Here is a 17,525-nt window from a genome sequence, read left to right on the forward strand (position 1 = left end):
TTATGCAAGCACTCGTGAAACTTCTTCGTGGTAATAGAATGGCAATGCTCGGAGTGATCATTCTTAGCCTGTTCTTACTTATGGCCATTTTTGCGCCGTTAATTACTCAACATGCACCCGATAAACGGACGGGAAATCCACATGAATACCCAAGCTTTATCGTCAAAGCTGCAAAAGCCAATCCAGACGGTTGGATAGCGACTAATCTGGGTAACGATCGTCGAACTTTGGCGATGTCCAAAAAAGAGAACCATGTGCTCGGCACTACCCGTATGGGACGAGATGTGTGGGCGCAAGTGGCCTATGGAGCAAGAGTATCACTGGCGGTCGGTTTTGGCGCTGGGATCACCGTATGCTTTTTAGCCACGATTATTGGCGTCTCAGCGGGTTACTTTGGTGGAAAAATCGATGATTTTCTTACCGCTGCGATGAACATCATGTTGGTGATTCCCCAATACCCCTTACTGTTTGTGGTCGCCGCCTTCATTGGTCAAGCTGGACCACTGACCATCGCGCTGATAATCGGTTGTACCTCCTGGGCTTGGGGCGCTCGAGTCGTGCGAGCACAAACCATGGCACTGCGTGAAAAAGAGTTTGTCAAAGCCGCAGAAGTGCTTGGTGAGTCTTCTTGGCGGATCATTTTTGTCGAAATTCTTCCTAACCTGATTTCGATTGTTGGGGCAAGTTTTATCGGCTCGGTGATGTACGCGATCATGATGGAAGCCACCATCTCCTTCCTCGGTTTAGGCGATCCAAACACCATCAGCTGGGGCATCATGCTCTATAACGTACAAACCTCCTCCTCGATGTTAATTGGCGCTTGGTGGGAACTGTTAGCTCCTTGCCTTTCTTTAACCTTATTGGTGACTGGCTTAGCGTTACTTAACTTCGCGGTTGATGAGATAGCAAACCCACAATTGCGTTCTCATAAAGGCATGAAACGTTGGAAGAAGCTTGCTAAGCAAGAACAGAAAGAGCGTAAACCAGCCATGCAACCTCAACAAGCCATTTGGAGCGGAGACAAATAATCATGACCCAACCTATTATCTCAATCCGCAACCTCTGTGTTGATTATATTACTGATGCGGGCGATGTTCGCGCTTGTAATAATGTCAGCTTTGATATTGCGCCAAAAGAAATCTTTGGCCTCGCTGGCGAATCTGGTTGTGGTAAATCGACCGTCGCTTTCTCGTTAATGCGTTTACATAAGCCGCCCGCATTTATTACTGGGGGAGAAGTGATCTTCAACGGCGAAAATATTTTGCAATACAGTGAAGAACGTATGCAGTCCTTTCGCTGGAGCCAAATGTCGATGGTCTTCCAAAGTGCCATGAATGCACTTAACCCTGTATTGACCATGGAAGAGCAGTTTTGTGACGTGATCATGCGTCACACCAATATGAGCCGCTCACAGGCCAAACGGCGTGCTGAAGGCTTATTAGAGATTGTCGACATTCATCCTAGCCGTCTCAATGACTATCCACATCAATTTTCCGGAGGGATGCGTCAACGACTAGTGATTGCGATTGCTTTAGCCCTTAATCCAAAAATGATCATTATGGATGAGCCCACTACTGCATTGGATGTGGTCGTCCAACGTGAGATCTTGCAAAAGATCTATGCGTTAAAAGAGGAATTTGGCTTTGCCATTTTGTTCATCACTCACGATTTGTCTTTGATGGTCGAATTCTCAGACCGGATTGGGATTATGTACTCTGGTGAACTGATTGAGGTGGCTCCTTCTAAACAAATTTTAGAGACCCCTTATCACCCTTATACCAAAGGGCTAGGCAGCTCGTTCCCACCCTTAACCGGACCGAAAAATAAACTCACAGGAATCCCTGGCAATCCACTGAACTTATTGGAAATTCCCCATGGTTGCCGTTTTCAAGCTCGCTGCGATCGCGTTCATGAAGCCTGCAGCAAAGTGCCCACTGAGTTGCGTCTAATTGAACAAGGACGCTTCTCGAATTGCCATCTCTATGGTGAGCCGATTGCTCAGCGAAAAGCATGAGTATTGAGGTAGGCAAACAACTGAATTTCTGGAGATAACAATGAGTAATGTATTAGGCCAACTGTTGGTGGAAGGTAAGAATCTCGTCAAGGATTTTCCACTCAATAGCAATAGTCTTAAACAACCGATGATGCGCGCTATCAATGACGTATCATTTAAAATGTACAAAAGTCGTGGCTTATCAGTCGTGGGAGAATCTGGTTCAGGGAAATCAACCACGGCCAAAATGATCGCCAAGATGTATGCCCCTAGTTCAGGAACGATTGAATACAAAGGCAGAGATATTCTTAACATTAAATCACGTTCAGATTTAATGCACTACCGTGAGGGTGTGCAGATGGTATGGCAAGATCCCTTTGGATCGCTCAATCCAACCCATACTATTTTTCATCACATCGCTCGTCCGCTACTGATCCATAAAAAAGTCACACCGGGGAATAAAAAAGAGCTGCAAGAGCGAGTGTATGATTTGCTTGAGCAGGTTGGTTTGATTCCGCCGAAAGAGACCGCTGAAAAATACCCTCATCAGCTCTCTGGTGGACAGCGACAACGCATCAACTTAGCTCGTAATATCGCCGTTGGCGCAGAAGTGGTACTCGCTGATGAACCAACCTCGATGCTCGATGTGTCGATTCGTGCTGGGGTCTTGAACTTAATGCAAGAGATGAAGTTTGAAAAACAGATGTCTCTACTCTATATCACCCATGATATCGCCACCGCCCGTTATATTGCCGAAGATCTCGCCGTGATGTATGTCGGTCATATGGTCGAATGGGGAGACACCGATGAGATCATTCACGATCCACAGCATCCTTATACCCAGTTGCTCGTCTCTGCGGTTCCCGATCCTAAAAAGTCGATTCATGAAAAGCTCAAAGGCAATAAAGGTGAAATTCCACTCTGGACACCCGACTCCGTTGGCTGTCCCTTTGCTGGGCGATGCCTGCACGCCAGCGAGCGCTGCCGAGAAAAACTGCCCGAGGTCACCCAGCTATCAGAAAACCATTTTGTGCGCTGTTATTTATTTGAACATTAATACTGGCCTTATCGTTGGCTCGCGACTTTGGGGTCACGATAAGGAAATGTCGAATCGCTATCTGCAAACAACTTGGAGCGTCAAATAGCAAGGAGATAAATAACTATTGAATCATCAACATAACAACGATTTTGCGTGATTAACGGAGAGAGGAATGCAATTACTCACTAACCACATTGGTTATGAAGCGCTAGGACCTAAACAGGCCGTATTATTGACCTATCAATCGGCTTTTTACGTTGAAGAGGCTCGCTTGGTGTGTGCGCATACACATCAAACGATGGCTCGTATTGCGATTGAATTTGGTGGCCAAGTGGATGGTTGGCATCAAGGTCATTTTCATCGTCTCGATTTTTCGGCCATCACGCAAATGGGTCAATTCTATCTTTGTGTCGATAACGCACGCTCAGCCACCTTTAGTATTCAATCTGGGCTACTAATGCAGCGTACCTTTTCGGATGTACTGCATTATTTTAAATCACAACGCTGTGCTGGCGTATTCGATAGACAAGATAAGCAAGTACCACTGCTGGGCACTTCACTCACTGCCGATGTGCACGGCGGTTGGTACGATGCTTCTGGTGACGTCAGTAAATATTTTAGTCACCTTTCTTACGCTAACTATTTGAACCCACAACAAACACCTATGGTGGTATGGAATATGCTCAAAGGGTTAGCGCTTGTAAACCATCACTCGGGTTTTGCTGATTTCTCTCGCACTCGTCTCATGGAAGAGGCGTTGTTTGGTGCTGATTTTCTCGTTCGTATGCAAAACGCCGAGGGTTTTTTTTATGTCACGGTATTTGACAAGTGGAGTAAAGATCCCAAACAACGCGAAATTTGTAGCTATGCCACTCAACAAGGGCACAAATCAGAAGATTATCAAGCTGGCTTTCGTCAAGGTGCAGGAGTGGCGATTGCCGCACTAGCCGCCGCCGCTCGCCAACCCGAGCACGGTGAGTTTACTCAACAGCAGTATCTAGAGGCAGCTCAGCGGGGTTATCAACATTTACTCACCGCCAATCTCGCTTATCTAGATGATCAGCAAGAAAATATTATTGATGAATATTGCGCCCTATTAGCCAGTTGTGAGCTCTATCAAAGCACTCAGCAAGCCTACTATTTACTCGAAGCTCGCCAATGGGCTCAGCGTTTATCTGCTCGACAAATGAGTGATGAACAGCATAACCATTTTTGGTCAGCCAATCAGGACGGTTCGCGCCCTTATTATCACGGTGTTGAAGCTGGTTTTCCTGTGATTGCACTGTGTGAATATCTGGCAATTGAGCCTGAACTGACCCAGCGCGAAGCTGTGCAGCAGGTGGTGACTCAAGCCTGTCAATTTGAACTGGCCATTACGTCACAAGTACACAATCCTTTCGGTTACCCACGACAATACGTATGTGACACTAAAGGCGTAAAACGCAGCGCTTTTTTCATGGCTCACGACAACGAAACTGGTTACTGGTGGCAAGGGGAAAATGCTCGGCTCGCTTCATTAGCCAGTATGGCTTACTTAGTACAGCCTTATCTTACCGATAACCGCCTGAGTCAGTCATTACTTGCACTAGCCCACAATTCACTGAATTGGATTTTGGGGCTTAATCCTTATGACCTCTGCATGCTCGATGGTCATGGCCATCATAATCCCGATTATTTACCAGATTTAGGCTTTTTTAATGCTAAGGGCGGGATCTGCAATGGGATTACCGCAGGATTTGATGATGAGCAAGATATCGCCTTTAACCCTGAACCACAAAAAGACGATTTGTTACAAAACTGGCGCTGGGCGGAGCAATGGATGCCTCATGCCGCTTGGTATTTGTTAGCAATGACCACTCAGTTTGCTCACTTTACCTCCGTAGGAGAATAACCATGAGTCCGCATTTAACTCACTTCCTCAACGTCAATGGCAGTAAGGATAGAGTATGAATTATCGAATGGATTTTGCTGTGCTGAGCGAACAAGCTAGCCATTGCCGTTTTGGCTTAACCTTGCATAATCTAAGCGATCAGCCCCTGACTGACTGGCGCTTACACTTTGTGATTGAGCGTTATATTGACCCCAATTCTCTCACTCAAGGTCAGCTACAGCAAACAGGGAGCTTTTGCACCATCGAGCCTAATTGCCAGATTTTAGCTGCCAATAGCCACTTTTACTGTGAATTTAGCATAAAAACCGCACCATTCCATTTTTATACCGACGGTATTAAAGAGGCTTTTATCGAATGGTCAAGTGCCAATACTATTCATCGCCAAGCCGTTACCGTCACGCCCATCGCTCTGCTGTCTAGCCATAAACGGCGCAGTGTTGTCGATGTGGTTGAACGCGCAGAGCTGTGTTTAATTCCCTACCCTAATCAGCTGCAGCGACTCGATGGCAAACTCTCTTTACCTCGCCAAAGTGGATTCGCAATACAAACGGAAAAAGCTCATCACGCCAGTCAGTGGTTTCAGCAGCAGCTGATGGCGTTATACGCTTTCCCTATTGACGAGCAAGCGGAAGCCACGCCGATCCTTTATTGTCTTAAACCGACACTTGATGCACAAAGTTATCAATTAGAGATCAACCAACAAGCCATTCGCGTCTTCGCCAATAGCGAAACTGGCTTTATGTATGCCAGCGCTACGCTATTACAGCTCGCGCAACACAATGATCCGGTTCTCGATTTTCCCTGCCTAACCATTAGTGATGCTCCGCGCTTTGACTACCGAGGCATGATGCTCGATTGCGCGCGACATTTTCACCCATTAGAGACGGTTAAACGCTTAATCAATCAACTGGCCTACTACAAATTCAATACTTTTCATTGGCATTTAACCGATGACGAAGGCTGGCGGATTGAAATTAAATCGCTGCCGCAACTAACGGACATTGGCGCATGGCGCGGTGTTGATGAGGAACTAGAGCCCCAGTACAGCACGCTCACGGAACGTCATGGGGGATTTTATCGTCAACACGAAATCAAAGAGGTGATTGCCTATGCCGCTGAGCGTGGGATCACGGTCATCCCAGAAATCGATATTCCCGGTCACAGCCGCGCGGCCATCAAGTCACTCCCAGAGTGGTTAATCGATAGTGAGGATCCCTCTGCTTATCGCAGTATTCAATATTATACCGATAACGTGCTCTCTCCCGCTCTGCCCGGCACCTATCAGTTTATTGATCGGGTTTTAGAAGAAGTCGCGGCCCTGTTTCCAAGCCCATGGGTTCACATCGGTGGCGATGAAGTCCCTGAGGGTGTCTGGCTCAATAGCCCTAAGTGCCAAGCGTTAATGGCAGAGCATGGTTATACCAGTAGCCATGAATTACAAGGTCATCTGCTGCGTTATGCTGAGCAAAAACTCAAGTCACTGGGTAAACGCATGGTCGGATGGGAAGAGGCGCACCATGGCAATAAAGTCAGCAAAGATACCGTGATCTACTCTTGGTTATCCGAAAAAGCCGCTTTGCACTGCGCCAAGCAAGGCTTTGATGTGATCTTACAACCGGGACAATTTACCTACTTAGACATCGTACAAGATTACGCGCCAGAAGAACCTGGTGTTGATTGGGCAGGAGTGACACCGCTAGAACGCGCTTATGGCTATGAGCCATTAGCTGAAGTCGCCGATAACGATCCGCTGCGTAAACGTATTCTCGGTATTCAATGCGCCCTATGGTGCGAACGAATCAATAACCAATCACGTCTCGATTATATGATTTATCCACGCTTAACCGCTCTCGCCGAAGCTGGCTGGACCAAAAAACAGCATCGTGATTGGTCCCGTTATTTGACACGTTTAAAAGGTCATCTGCCGCTACTTGAGCAGCAAGGTATTCACTATCGCAATCCATGGCAAGCAAAGCAGCAGAACTAAACCCACTTAACTATTTATTTTTTATCTGCCCCATTGAGCAGTGTTTGAAAAGGAAAACATCATGAAATACGGCTATTTCGATAATGAAAATCGCGAATACGTCATTACTCGCCCCGATGCTCCGGCCCCGTGGACCAATTACCTTGGCACAGAAAAATTCTGCAGTGTGATTTCACATAACGCTGGCGGATACGCTTTCTATCATTCTCCTGAGTACAATCGTGTCACTAAGTTTCGACCGAACTTTACTCAAGATCGTCCCGGTCATTATGTTTATTTACGTGATGATACCAGTGGTGATTTTTGGTCTATTTCTTGGCAGCCGGTGGCGAAAAGCCTTGCCCAAGCCAAATATGAAGTTCGCCATGGTCTGTCTTACTCAATCTTTAAATGCGAATACCAAGGTATCGTCGCCAGCAAAACGCTGTTTGTACCCAAAGGAGAAGATGCTGAGCTGTGGGATGTGGTGATTGAAAACACGTCCAATGAGACTCGTACCATCAGTGCTTTCAACTACGTTGAATTTTCCTTTAGCCATATTAAATCTGATAACCAAAACCATCAGATGTCACTTTATTCTGCTGGTACTGAATATAAAGAAGGGGTGATTGAATACGATCTGTATTACAACACTGATGATTTCTTAGGTTTTTATTATCTCACCGCGACCTTCGATGCCGACAGCTACGACGGTCAACGAGACCAATTCCTCGGCATGTACCGTGATGAAGCCAACCCAATTGCGGTAGAGCAAGGTCGATGCTCAAACAGCGCACAAACTTGCTATAACCATTGTGGTGCGCTGCATAAACAATTTGTCCTCCAACCCGGAGAAAAAGTCCGTTTTGCTGTGGTATTAGGGGTCGGGAAAGGTAACGGCGCAAGACTACGTGAAAAATATAAAGATCCGCAACAGGTTGATCAAGCATTGGCAGGGATAAAAGCCCATTGGGATGAACGCTGCGCTAAGTTTCAAGTCAAATCCCCTAATCCAGGCTTGGATACCATGATTAACACTTGGACGCTCTACCAAGCGGAAACCTGCGTAGTCTGGTCACGCTTTGCCTCTTTCATCGAAGTGGGTGGGCGTACTGGGCTTGGTTATCGTGATACCGCGCAAGATGCCATTTCAGTTCCTCATACTAACCCTGAAATGACCCGTAAACGCTTAGTTGATCTGCTGCGTGGTCAAGTGCAAGCGGGCTACGGTTTACACCTTTTTGATCCAGACTGGTTTGATCCAGAAAAAGCCAATGTCAAACCATCAAAATCGCCGACCGTCGTTCCAACGCCTTCTGATGACGATAAGATCCACGGTATCAAAGACACTTGCTCTGACGATCACCTATGGATTGTACCGACCATCTTAAATTACGTGAAAGAGACTGGCGATATGGCCTTTATCGATCAAGTCATTCCTTATGCCGATGGCGGTGATGCCACCGTGTACCAGCATATGATGTCAGCACTCGATTTCTCCGCCGAATACGTGGGTCAAACCGGAATTTGTAAAGGTCTACGCGCCGACTGGAACGACTGTCTAAATCTAGGTGGCGGTGAGTCAGCGATGGTGTCTTTTCTTCACTTCTGGGCACTAGAAGCATTCCTCGAACTGTCTCGATTCCGTCACGATGAAGCGGCCACCGATAAATACCAAGCCATGGCTAACGGGGTGCGCGCCGCGTGTGAAACCCATTTATGGGATGAACAAGGTCAATGGTACATTCGCGGCCTGACTAAAGATGGCGATAAGATTGGCACTTTTGACCAAGTGGAAGGCAAAGTGCATCTGGAATCCAATTCACTGGCTGTGCTGTCTGGTGCGGTGAGTCACGAACGTGGCATCAAAGCCATGGATGCAGTGTATGAATATCTATTCTCTCAATATGGCTTACATCTCAATGCGCCCTCATTTGCTACCCCGAACGATGATATTGGTTTTGTGACTCGTGTTTACCAAGGGGTAAAAGAAAATGGCGCGATTTTCTCTCACCCTAACCCTTGGGCCTGGGTGGCTGAAGCAAAACTCGGCCGTGGCGATCGAGCGATGGAATTGTACGATGCGCTGAATCCTTATAATCAAAACGATCATATCGAAACTCGTATCGCTGAGCCCTACTCCTATGTGCAGTTCATCATGGGTCGCGATCATAAAGATCATGGCCGAGCCAACCATCCTTGGCTGACTGGTACTTCTGGTTGGGCTTACTACGCCACCACCAACTTTATGTTGGGGATTCGCACTGGCTTTGAGGGCTTAGACGTCGATCCTTGTATCCCAACCTCATGGCCTGGTTTTGAAGTCACCCGTCAATGGCGCGATGCGACCTATCAGATCAAGGTGGAAAACCCTGATCACGTCTCTAAAGGTGTGAAATCGATCACTTTGAACGGTCAAGCAATTGAAGGGGCGATTCCGGTGCAAACAGCAGGCTCAGTCAATCAAGTCATCGTCACTATGGGCTAAGTCGTCCCTATGGACTAAACAGCTTGGGGCGTATTTTTGCGCCCCTCTAAGGAGAGAAGCATGATTCAATTTGGTACCGGAGGCTGGCGAGCCTTCATTGGTGAAGAGTTTACCAAAGATAATGTACGCATCGTCGCACAAGCACTAGCCAATATCATTCAGCAAGAACAGGTCGCAGAGCAAGGCTTTGTGATTGGCTATGATCGCCGCTTTTTATCCGATAAGGCCGGGCGTTGGTTTGCAGAAGTCCTTGCGGGCAATGGCATCGTGGTCAGTTTTATTAATAAATTTGTCCCCACGCCTGTGGTGATGTTTCAAGCAAAAGTTATGGACTGTGCTTACTCTGCCTGCATTACCGCTTCGCATAATCCGGCCGATTATAATGGCATTAAAGTGTTTATCCGCGGTGGACGTGACGCAGATGAAATTATTACTAAAAAAATTGAACAACAGACAGCAAGGTTGACGCTTAGCGACATTCGATCGCTCGATTTTGAACAAGCTATCGCGGAACAGCTTATCATCAACATTAACCCGATGAATGACTTTGTTGATTCGATCATTAACTTGATTGATATTGACGCGATCCGTAAAGCGAATTTACGGGTATTGATCGATCCTATGTTTGGCGTGGCGAAAAATGCGCTACAAACGGTACTGATCAATGGCCGCTGTGATGTCGATGTGATCAACGATGGGAAAAATCCCGATTTTGGCGGATTAATGCCATCGCCCAGTGCCGCCACCTTGTATCGCCTGCAACACCTAGTGAAAAATGAAGGTTATGACATTGGCATTGGCACCGATGGCGATGCAGATCGACTGGGGATTATTGATGAAAAAGGCCATTTTATTCATCCCAACGAAGTGCTAATGCTGCTTTACTATTACTTACTGGAATATAAAGGCTGGAAAGGTTCGGTAGTACGTAATATTGCCACTACGCATCTACTGGATAAAATTGCCACAGATCATGGCGAGCAATGCTTTGAAGTTCCGGTTGGCTTTAAGCATATTTCTTCACAAATGGAAGCAGCTGATGCTTTGATTGGCGGTGAAAGTTCAGGGGGGTTGACCATTCGCGGGCATATCAAAGGTAAAGACGGCGTCTTTGCTTCTAGCTTATTGGTAGAAATGCTCAGTGTCACCGGCAAAAAACTCTCGGAATTATTGCAAGAGATTTATGGCCGCTATGGTTATGCTTACACCGCCGAAGGGGATTGTAAATTTAGTCCGCAACAAAAAGCCTCTCTGTACAATAAGCTGTATGTTGAAAAACAGCTGCCAGACTTTGATGATGAGATAGAAAAAGTCAGCTACGAAGATGGAGCGAAAGTCTATTTTTCGAACGGCGGCTGGATCATTGCCCGTTTTTCCGGCACTGAACCTTTGCTGAGGATCTTTGCCGAGATGGCCGATAAGCCCACCGCGGAACGATTAGTCGACCAAATGAAAGCATTTTTACAACTTTAATCCCGATTAAAGTTCTGTAGGCTCACTAGGGTGTGTTTATTTTTCGCGGTTAAATTTTGTTCGAGATAAACAGACCCTAGGGGTACAATATCGAAGTGAAAGTCATCGTACTTTCACTTCTTCCAATACTCGAATAAAGCGGCCAACCTAACGTCTTTATCTTCCCATCTTTTGATAAAGCTCAGACCGCTCCCCCCTTTCTTTATCATACAATTTGTTACAATTACTCAACTCTTGATTTTATTGTTTTCTTTCAAGGCATTAAATCACATTATTGATTTTTGATATTTTCCACCATGACTAGCTATTGACCCAAAGAGTGCGATTAATAATAATTATCAAACTTATTTATATAATAGTATCGATAACGCTTAATGCCAGCGCAGTAAGTAAAGTTAAATACCGTCGATTGTCCTACTCATTGAGATAAAAGGTTTATTCATGCAAAAGAAGTTGCTCTCAACTGTCGCTTTAGTCAGTAGTTTGATTACCGCCCCCTTGCTCCACGCTCAAGACATCACGCTTTATTCAGGCCGTGGTGAAACTCTTGTTAAACCGATCATCGAACAATTTGAAAAGCAGAGTGGCATTAAAGTTAACGTACGTTATGGTGATACCGCTCAACTTGCGGTGTTATTGCAAGAAGAAGGCGCTCGCTCACCAGCCGATGTGTATTGGGGACAAGATGCAGGCGCGATGGGAGCACTGGCTAACGCAGGTCTCTTAGCCACGCTACCAGAAGCGGTTTACAAACAGCTACCTGAAATTTATACCAGTAAAACGGGTCAATGGGTTGCCGCCAGTGGCCGCTCACGCGTGATCGCTTATTCGACTGAACGCGCTTCTGCGGAAGACATTCCAGCCTCTGTGTTTGATTTAACTTCCGAAAAATACCAAGGCCGTTTTGGTCTCGCACCAACCAACGGGGGCTTCCAGTCATTCGTTACAGCGATGCGAGTACAACATGGTGACGAGAAAACCTTGGCGTGGTTAAAGGCGATGAAAGCCAACCAGCCGAAAATTTATCGTAATAACACCACTCAAATACAAGCGATTGGCGATGGCGAAATTGATTTTGCGTTGGTCAATAACTACTACTTACCACGCTTTGTTGCCGCCAATGCGAGCTTCCCAGCTAAGCAGACTTACTTTGCCGAAGGTGACATTGGTAACTTAGTTAATGTCGCGGGTGTTGCTGTCTTAAAAAGCAGTAAAAAGCAGCCTCAAGCGATTCAATTTATTGAGTACATGTTGTCTCCTGCCGCTCAACAATACTTCACCTCAGTAGTTGGTGAATACCCAGTCACTCAGGGCATTATTCCTAACCCTGTTTTGGGTGAGCTAGATACACTATTGCAAGCGGCACCAAGTATTGATCTCGATCAACTGGCTGATTTACAAGGTACCTTAAAACTGTTGCGTGACGCAGGTTTGCTATAAGTTTTACGATAATTTCGTACCTTATTCATTACCCTTAATGGTAATATCTCGACCACAAAGCCAGTGCGCAAGCATTGGCTTTGCTATTTAATCGTAATTTATAGTATGCAACTTGGCTCTATAATTTGGCCTTGATCAGACTATCTCCGTCTCAGCGTTATCACGCTCAATCAAGAGATAGTAATAATTAGTAAACTCCACCAAGGACGCTGAATACAGGTAGTAACTCCTATGAGTGTTTCATCACAACCAGACTTTTCTATACGAGCGATTGGTCAACGTCCTCCGTTTTATTTACTGCTCAGTGCTGGTTTTATCTCGCTATTGATGATCATTCCGCTGTTTTACTTGGTTCTGCGTGCATCACAAGCTGATTATGATCAGCTGATTGAATTGGTGTTTCGCGCACGCAATTGGCAACTTTTACTCAATACATTATCTCTGACCTTTGGCGTACTCGCCGTTTGTACCTTTTTAGCACTGCCCATGGCGTGGTTAGTTACCCGTACCTCGATAGCAGGAAAACAGCTGTTAACCATTCTAGCCATTGTTCCCCTTGCGATACCCGGTTACGTGATGGCTTATGCTCTACTCGGTATCGGCGGCAATATGGGGGCATTAGCTCACCTATTTGATATTCGAATCAGTAATATCTCCGGCTATTGGGGGGCGGTGTGGGCGCTGGCGCTTTATACCTATCCGTATATATTTCTGAATCTACGTGCAGCGCTGTTAGGATTAGACAGTAGCTTGGAAGAAAGTGCCTACAGCCTTGGTTATTCACGATTGGCCACCTTTCGTTTTGTGATGCTGCCACACTTATTACCGGCGCTCCTCGCTGGCTATATAGTGGTGGCTCTTTATGTGCTCGGCGATTTTGGCGCCGTAGCCTTAATGCGCTATGAAGCGTTTAGTTTTGCGATTTTTAATCAGTATTCAGGGGCATTTGATCGGATTTACGCCGCTTGGTTATCACTCATGTTACTGGCACTCGCGGGCAGTTTTTTATTAATTGAATACTCATTGTTAAAACGGAAACGCCTGTCCAGTGTCGGTAGTGGTGTTACTCGTCATGCAAAACCGTTCGCCTTAGGAGCTTGGACTCCTGCAGCCTGGCTCTATGTCACTGTCGTGTTTTCCGCCTCCATTGGTTTGCCTTTAACCATGCTCGGTTACTGGATGATCGTCATACCACCGGATATCAATTTGCTCATGCAAGTCCCTTTCACTTTTGCACGCTCTGCCTTTGCCGCCGCACCCGCCGCGTTATTGGCGGCTTTGATGGCGCTGCCGCTGTGTTATTTAGTGACTCGCTATCCATCGCCGTTAACACGCACCATGGAACGCAGTGCTTACATTGGTTATGCACTGCCTCCTTTAACCCTCGCTTTAGCCATGGTGTTTTTTGCTCTGCATAGTGCATTTTTCTTATACCAGACCTTAGCATTGCTGATCTTGACTTGGAGTCTAGCCACCCTTGCCTTAGCGATGGGCCCGATCCGCAGCGCGCTAATCCAAACCCGTCAAAATACCGAAGAAGCGGCGCAGTCCTTAGGTTATAGTTCAAGCGCTAGTTTTTTGTATGTGGTACTCCCTCGCTTAAGACGCGGTATTTTAGCTTCGATAGCCTTGGTATTTCTGTTCTGCATGAAAGAACTGCCGATCACTTTCTTACTCGCTCCTACGGGTTATCACACTTTAGCGGTGACGGTGTTTTCACGAACTTCGGAAGGGCTGATGGCAGAGGCTGCCCCCTTTGCGACGGCGATTGTTTTATTTTCTAGTTTATCGATCGGTTTAATCTTAAATCGTGAAAAGATCAAAGGGACCCAATGAGTTCATACAACCTTGTTATTGACGCTATGCAAGACACCTTAGCGGCTGAAAAATCGCCTCATTGCCAATACCAAATTCAAGCGCAGCAATTAAGTAAATGGTTTACTGATAGCGATCAACCTGCAGTCAGCGATGTTTCTTTTCAACTGCAAGCCGGTGAAATTTTGGCTTTATTAGGTCCCAGCGGCTGCGGAAAAACCACCACATTACGCATGCTGGCTGGATTTGAGCAACCTAACTCAGGCCAGATTGCCCTTCATGGCCAAGAGGTCACTCAACGACCCGCACAAGAACGTAATATCGGCATCGTCTTTCAAGATTATGCGCTGTTTCCGCACATGACGGTGGAACAAAACATCATGTTTGCCATGCGTACGACGCCCAAAAATCAGCGTGCAGAAAAAGCGATCCCTTGGTTAGAGTTAATGGGACTAAGCCATTTATGTCATCGTTATCCCAATGAGTTATCTGGCGGTCAGCAACAGCGAGTTGCACTCGCGCGCACCTTAGCCGCAGAGCCCGATCTCGTGCTACTTGATGAGCCGTTTAGTAACCTTGATGCGGCACTGCGTGAAGCCACGCGTAATGAAATGCGTCAATTATTTAAACGCTCAGGAACAACGGTGATTTTAGTGACTCATGATCAAGCGGAAGCACTGTGCTTCGCCGATAAAATTGGCGTGATGCAACAAGGTAAATTGGTGCAAATCGGTACGCCACAACAGGTCTATCAGCAACCGATCAATGCGTTTGTTGCTCAGTTCTTAGGTCATACTAATTTAATCACCGGTCAAGTTGATGGCGATCAAGTACAGACTCGCTTAGGCAATATCACGCTTCCCGGATTGTCTGAACCCAGTGTTACTCTCTCTATTCGACCAGAAGATATTCAACTGAGCAGCCAGCTAAACCAGCAGCAGACACAAGCGACGGTGATCAGCCGTGAATTTCGTGGCCATGATTACTTTTATACCCTACAACTGGATGAACTGAATTTATCAGTCATCACTAACCGTCACGCTGAATTTGCCGTGGGTCAAACGGTCGCTATTACCAACATCGCTTACGCTTGCCGTTTACTTGCATAAAAAATCCCCTTACTGAGCCTTCAGTAAGGGGATGATCAACGATTCAATATCGCTATTTTAGAGTGACAAATTCAGGGTAAGCATCAACGCCGCAGTCATGAATGTCCATGCCTTGCATTTCTTCTTCTTCAGTGACTCGAATACCAATCGTCGCTTTGAGAATCGCCCACACCACCAAGCTAGCCGTAAACACCCAAGCAAAAATCACCGCAGCACCTAATAATTGAGCGGTTAATGTCGCTTCAGGGTTACTTAAAGGCACCACCAGCAAACCAAACAAACCACACACACCGTGTACTGAGATGGCACCGACTGGATCATCAATTTTGAGTTTATCCAAACCGACAATACTGAACACCACAATCACTCCAGCCACTGCGCCAATCGCCACCGAATAGAGAGGCGATGGTGACAGAGGATCGGCGGTGATCGCCACTAAACCCGCTAATGCACCATTGAGGATCATGGTCAGATCGGCTTTACCCCAAGTAGTTTTGCATACCAGTAGCGCTGCAATCGCTCCCGCTGCCGCTGCCGCATTAGTATTTAAGAACACTTGCGCTACTGAGGTGGCATTCTCAAAATCGGAGATCATTAATTGTGAGCCACCGTTAAAGCCAAACCAACCAAACCATAGAATAAAGGTCCCCAAGGTTGCTAACGGCATGTTTGAACCAGGGATCGGGAAGATTTGGCCATTTTTACCATACTTACCTTTACGAGCACCGAGCAAGAGCACACCCGCTAAAGCCGCAGAGGCTCCCGCCATATGCACAATTCCTGAACCAGCAAAATCACTGTATCCTGCCGCATCCAAAAAGCCGCCACCCCATGTCCAGTAACCTGAAACCGGATAAATAAATGCCGTTAACACTAAGGCAAAAATCAAAAACGCCCACAGCTTCATTCGCTCAGCCACGGCGCCAGAGACCACTGACATCGCGGTAGCCACAAACACCACTTGGAAAAAGAAATCCGCTTGCAAAGCAAAATCAGCACCTTCTTCTTGGCTACCAATTAAACCACCCAGTGAAGGAAATAAACCACCTTCAGCATTATCAACATACATAATGTGATAGCCGACGATCAAAAACGTTGTACAAGCTATCGCATATAAAACAAAGTTTTTGGTTAAAATTTCGGTGGTGTTCTTAGAGCGAACTAAACCCGCTTCTAACATGGCAAATCCAGCCGCCATCCACATCACTAATGCGCCAGAAATTAATAAAAAGAACGTATCCAGTGCATAGCGCAGCTCAGTTACTGTCAGTGACAATTCCATAGTCATATTCTCCAATCCATTGAATGTTAAAGCGCTTCACTGTCGGTTTCGCCAGTACGAATGCGAACCGCGTGGCTTAAGTCATAAACAAAAATCTTGCCATCACCGATTTTCCCGGTGTGCGCCGCTTTAATGATCGCCTCAAGAACGCGATCAACATTATCAGCTTGAGTGGCAATTTCTAATTTCACCTTGGGTAAAAAATCCACTTGGTATTCAGCACCGCGGTATAACTCAGTGTGCCCTTTTTGGCGTCCAAAACCTTTAACTTCAGTCACCGTCATCCCTTCAATGCCAACATCCGCTAAAGCCTCACGTACATCATCGAGCTTAAAAGGTTTAATTATCGCGTTAATCAGTTTCATCGTATCCTCTCAATCGCAGTCATCCATTTCCTACTCATACAATCCAAGGTACGTGCCAACTTTTTAACGTATTGTTTATAAAGATTATTTACTTAAAATTAGCGCTTAAAATATGCAAAACGCACCATAAAGGTGCGTAAATTCCCACTATTGAAGCAACCGCTTCACGTTTCACTGATGTTGTGCAACGTATTGTCAGCCTCGACCTAACCGAGCGAAGTCGGCCGATAGCGAATAAATTCACACCACTGCTCAATCATCAAGATAAAATCATCCAAACCACAGCTCGCTGTGCTTTCACAATCATAAAAATCAAAGTCACTCTCGATGTCTAACTCATCCTCATGAGACAACACATTGGCTTGCACAGTCACTTCATCGGCTAGGATCATCAAGCTAATTTCACGCCCTTCTAAGATATGCTCTTGGTTCGGCGCTTGCTGGGCTTGATGAATGGCTTGTAACACTTGATCGACTTTTTGACGGTCATGACTGATCTCTTCTTGCAACCAGCGGCCAATGATTTCGTGGCCCATTGAAAATGCGCAGTAATAACTGCCATCAAGGGTATTTTTTTTAAATTCGTAGTCCATCAGGTTCTCTGCCATTAATGCTTGGGGATAAATAGAATCTTGTTATTATCGATGATTATCGACACTAAAGA

At 46.1% G+C, this 17,525-nt stretch carries 13 protein-coding genes; 10 read left to right on the forward strand and 3 right to left on the reverse strand.

What is annotated here, in order from left to right; translation table 11 throughout:
• Window positions 1-2 precede the first annotated feature (2 nt).
• The 10 genes from VIB_RS01580 to VIB_RS01625 all read left to right on the forward strand — a co-directional run bounded on the left by VIB_RS01580 (window position 3) and on the right by VIB_RS01625 (window position 15,214).
• Complete coding sequence (locus tag VIB_RS01580) at window positions 3-1,028, forward strand: ABC transporter permease (RefSeq protein WP_004394192.1); 1,026 nt, start codon at window positions 3-5, stop codon at window positions 1,026-1,028.
• A gap of 2 nt (window positions 1,029-1,030) precedes the next feature.
• Window positions 1,031-2,014: an ABC transporter ATP-binding protein gene (locus VIB_RS01585; RefSeq protein ID WP_004394193.1), complete on the forward strand. Its 984-nt coding sequence runs from the start codon at window positions 1,031-1,033 to the stop codon at window positions 2,012-2,014.
• A 40-nt stretch (window positions 2,015-2,054) separates the two neighbouring features.
• Window positions 2,055-3,050 (forward strand): ABC transporter ATP-binding protein, encoded by a 996-nt coding sequence (locus tag VIB_RS01590; protein ID WP_004394196.1) that lies wholly within the window; start codon window positions 2,055-2,057, stop codon window positions 3,048-3,050.
• A gap of 154 nt (window positions 3,051-3,204) precedes the next feature.
• Window positions 3,205-4,923 carry a glycoside hydrolase family 9 protein gene (locus VIB_RS01595; protein ID WP_004394202.1) on the forward strand — a complete coding sequence of 573 codons (1,719 nt, stop codon included), beginning with the start codon at window positions 3,205-3,207 and terminating at the stop codon, window positions 4,921-4,923.
• Between the two features lie 55 nt (window positions 4,924-4,978).
• Window positions 4,979-6,910 (forward strand): beta-N-acetylhexosaminidase, encoded by a 1,932-nt coding sequence (locus VIB_RS01600; RefSeq protein ID WP_004394206.1) that lies wholly within the window; start codon window positions 4,979-4,981, stop codon window positions 6,908-6,910.
• A 61-nt stretch (window positions 6,911-6,971) separates the two neighbouring features.
• A complete protein-coding gene (locus VIB_RS01605) occupies window positions 6,972-9,377 on the forward strand; it encodes a glycoside hydrolase family 94 protein (RefSeq protein WP_004394207.1) in 2,406 nt (801 codons plus the stop codon).
• A gap of 60 nt (window positions 9,378-9,437) precedes the next feature.
• A complete protein-coding gene (locus VIB_RS01610; protein ID WP_004394208.1) occupies window positions 9,438-10,850 on the forward strand; it encodes a phosphoglucomutase/phosphomannomutase family protein in 1,413 nt (470 codons plus the stop codon).
• Between the two features lie 441 nt (window positions 10,851-11,291).
• Window positions 11,292-12,290, forward strand: a complete 999-nt coding sequence (locus VIB_RS01615) for an iron ABC transporter substrate-binding protein (RefSeq protein WP_004394209.1) — start codon at window positions 11,292-11,294, stop codon at window positions 12,288-12,290.
• A gap of 231 nt (window positions 12,291-12,521) precedes the next feature.
• Complete coding sequence (locus tag VIB_RS01620) at window positions 12,522-14,126, forward strand: ABC transporter permease (protein ID WP_004394210.1); 1,605 nt, start codon at window positions 12,522-12,524, stop codon at window positions 14,124-14,126.
• Entirely contained in the window at window positions 14,123-15,214 is a 1,092-nt protein-coding gene (locus VIB_RS01625) for an ABC transporter ATP-binding protein (RefSeq protein ID WP_050782701.1), read from the forward strand. Before VIB_RS01620 ends, VIB_RS01625 begins: the two co-directional genes overlap by 4 nt.
• Before the next feature lie 52 nt (window positions 15,215-15,266).
• Here VIB_RS01625 and VIB_RS01630 read toward each other — a convergent pair whose 3' ends face one another.
• The 3 genes from VIB_RS01630 to VIB_RS01640 form a co-directional block, all read right to left on the reverse strand.
• Window positions 15,267-16,496, reverse strand: coding sequence for an ammonium transporter (locus tag VIB_RS01630; RefSeq protein ID WP_040903795.1), 1,230 nt, complete (start codon window positions 16,494-16,496; stop codon window positions 15,267-15,269).
• A gap of 26 nt (window positions 16,497-16,522) precedes the next feature.
• Window positions 16,523-16,861: a P-II family nitrogen regulator gene (gene glnK / locus VIB_RS01635; RefSeq protein WP_004394213.1), complete on the reverse strand. Its 339-nt coding sequence runs from the start codon at window positions 16,859-16,861 to the stop codon at window positions 16,523-16,525.
• 206 nt (window positions 16,862-17,067) lie between these two features.
• Window positions 17,068-17,454: a YacL family protein gene (locus VIB_RS01640; protein ID WP_040903797.1), complete on the reverse strand. Its 387-nt coding sequence runs from the start codon at window positions 17,452-17,454 to the stop codon at window positions 17,068-17,070.
• Window positions 17,455-17,525 lie beyond the last annotated feature (71 nt).

This window comes from Vibrio metschnikovii CIP 69.14, assembly GCF_000176155.1.
Classification (GTDB): Bacteria; Pseudomonadota; Gammaproteobacteria; order Enterobacterales; family Vibrionaceae; genus Vibrio; species Vibrio metschnikovii.

What these genes read in the sequence shown, in the direction of transcription:
- VIB_RS01580 (WP_004394192.1), top strand. Translation starts at nt 3, where the DNA reads ATGCAAGCACTCGTGAAACTTCTTCGTGGTAATAGAATGGCAATGCTC.
- VIB_RS01585 (WP_004394193.1), top strand. Translation starts at nt 1,031, where the DNA reads ATGACCCAACCTATTATCTCAATCCGCAACCTCTGTGTTGATTATATT.
- VIB_RS01590 (WP_004394196.1), top strand. Translation starts at nt 2,055, where the DNA reads ATGAGTAATGTATTAGGCCAACTGTTGGTGGAAGGTAAGAATCTCGTC.
- VIB_RS01595 (WP_004394202.1), top strand. Translation starts at nt 3,205, where the DNA reads ATGCAATTACTCACTAACCACATTGGTTATGAAGCGCTAGGACCTAAA.
- VIB_RS01600 (WP_004394206.1), top strand. Translation starts at nt 4,979, where the DNA reads ATGAATTATCGAATGGATTTTGCTGTGCTGAGCGAACAAGCTAGCCAT.
- VIB_RS01605 (WP_004394207.1), top strand. Translation starts at nt 6,972, where the DNA reads ATGAAATACGGCTATTTCGATAATGAAAATCGCGAATACGTCATTACT.
- VIB_RS01610 (WP_004394208.1), top strand. Translation starts at nt 9,438, where the DNA reads ATGATTCAATTTGGTACCGGAGGCTGGCGAGCCTTCATTGGTGAAGAG.
- VIB_RS01615 (WP_004394209.1), top strand. Translation starts at nt 11,292, where the DNA reads ATGCAAAAGAAGTTGCTCTCAACTGTCGCTTTAGTCAGTAGTTTGATT.
- VIB_RS01620 (WP_004394210.1), top strand. Translation starts at nt 12,522, where the DNA reads ATGAGTGTTTCATCACAACCAGACTTTTCTATACGAGCGATTGGTCAA.
- VIB_RS01625 (WP_050782701.1), top strand. Translation starts at nt 14,123, where the DNA reads ATGAGTTCATACAACCTTGTTATTGACGCTATGCAAGACACCTTAGCG.
- VIB_RS01630 (WP_040903795.1), bottom strand. Translation starts at nt 16,496, where the DNA reads ATGGAATTGTCACTGACAGTAACTGAGCTGCGCTATGCACTGGATACG.
- glnK (WP_004394213.1), bottom strand. Translation starts at nt 16,861, where the DNA reads ATGAAACTGATTAACGCGATAATTAAACCTTTTAAGCTCGATGATGTA.
- VIB_RS01640 (WP_040903797.1), bottom strand. Translation starts at nt 17,454, where the DNA reads ATGGACTACGAATTTAAAAAAAATACCCTTGATGGCAGTTATTACTGC.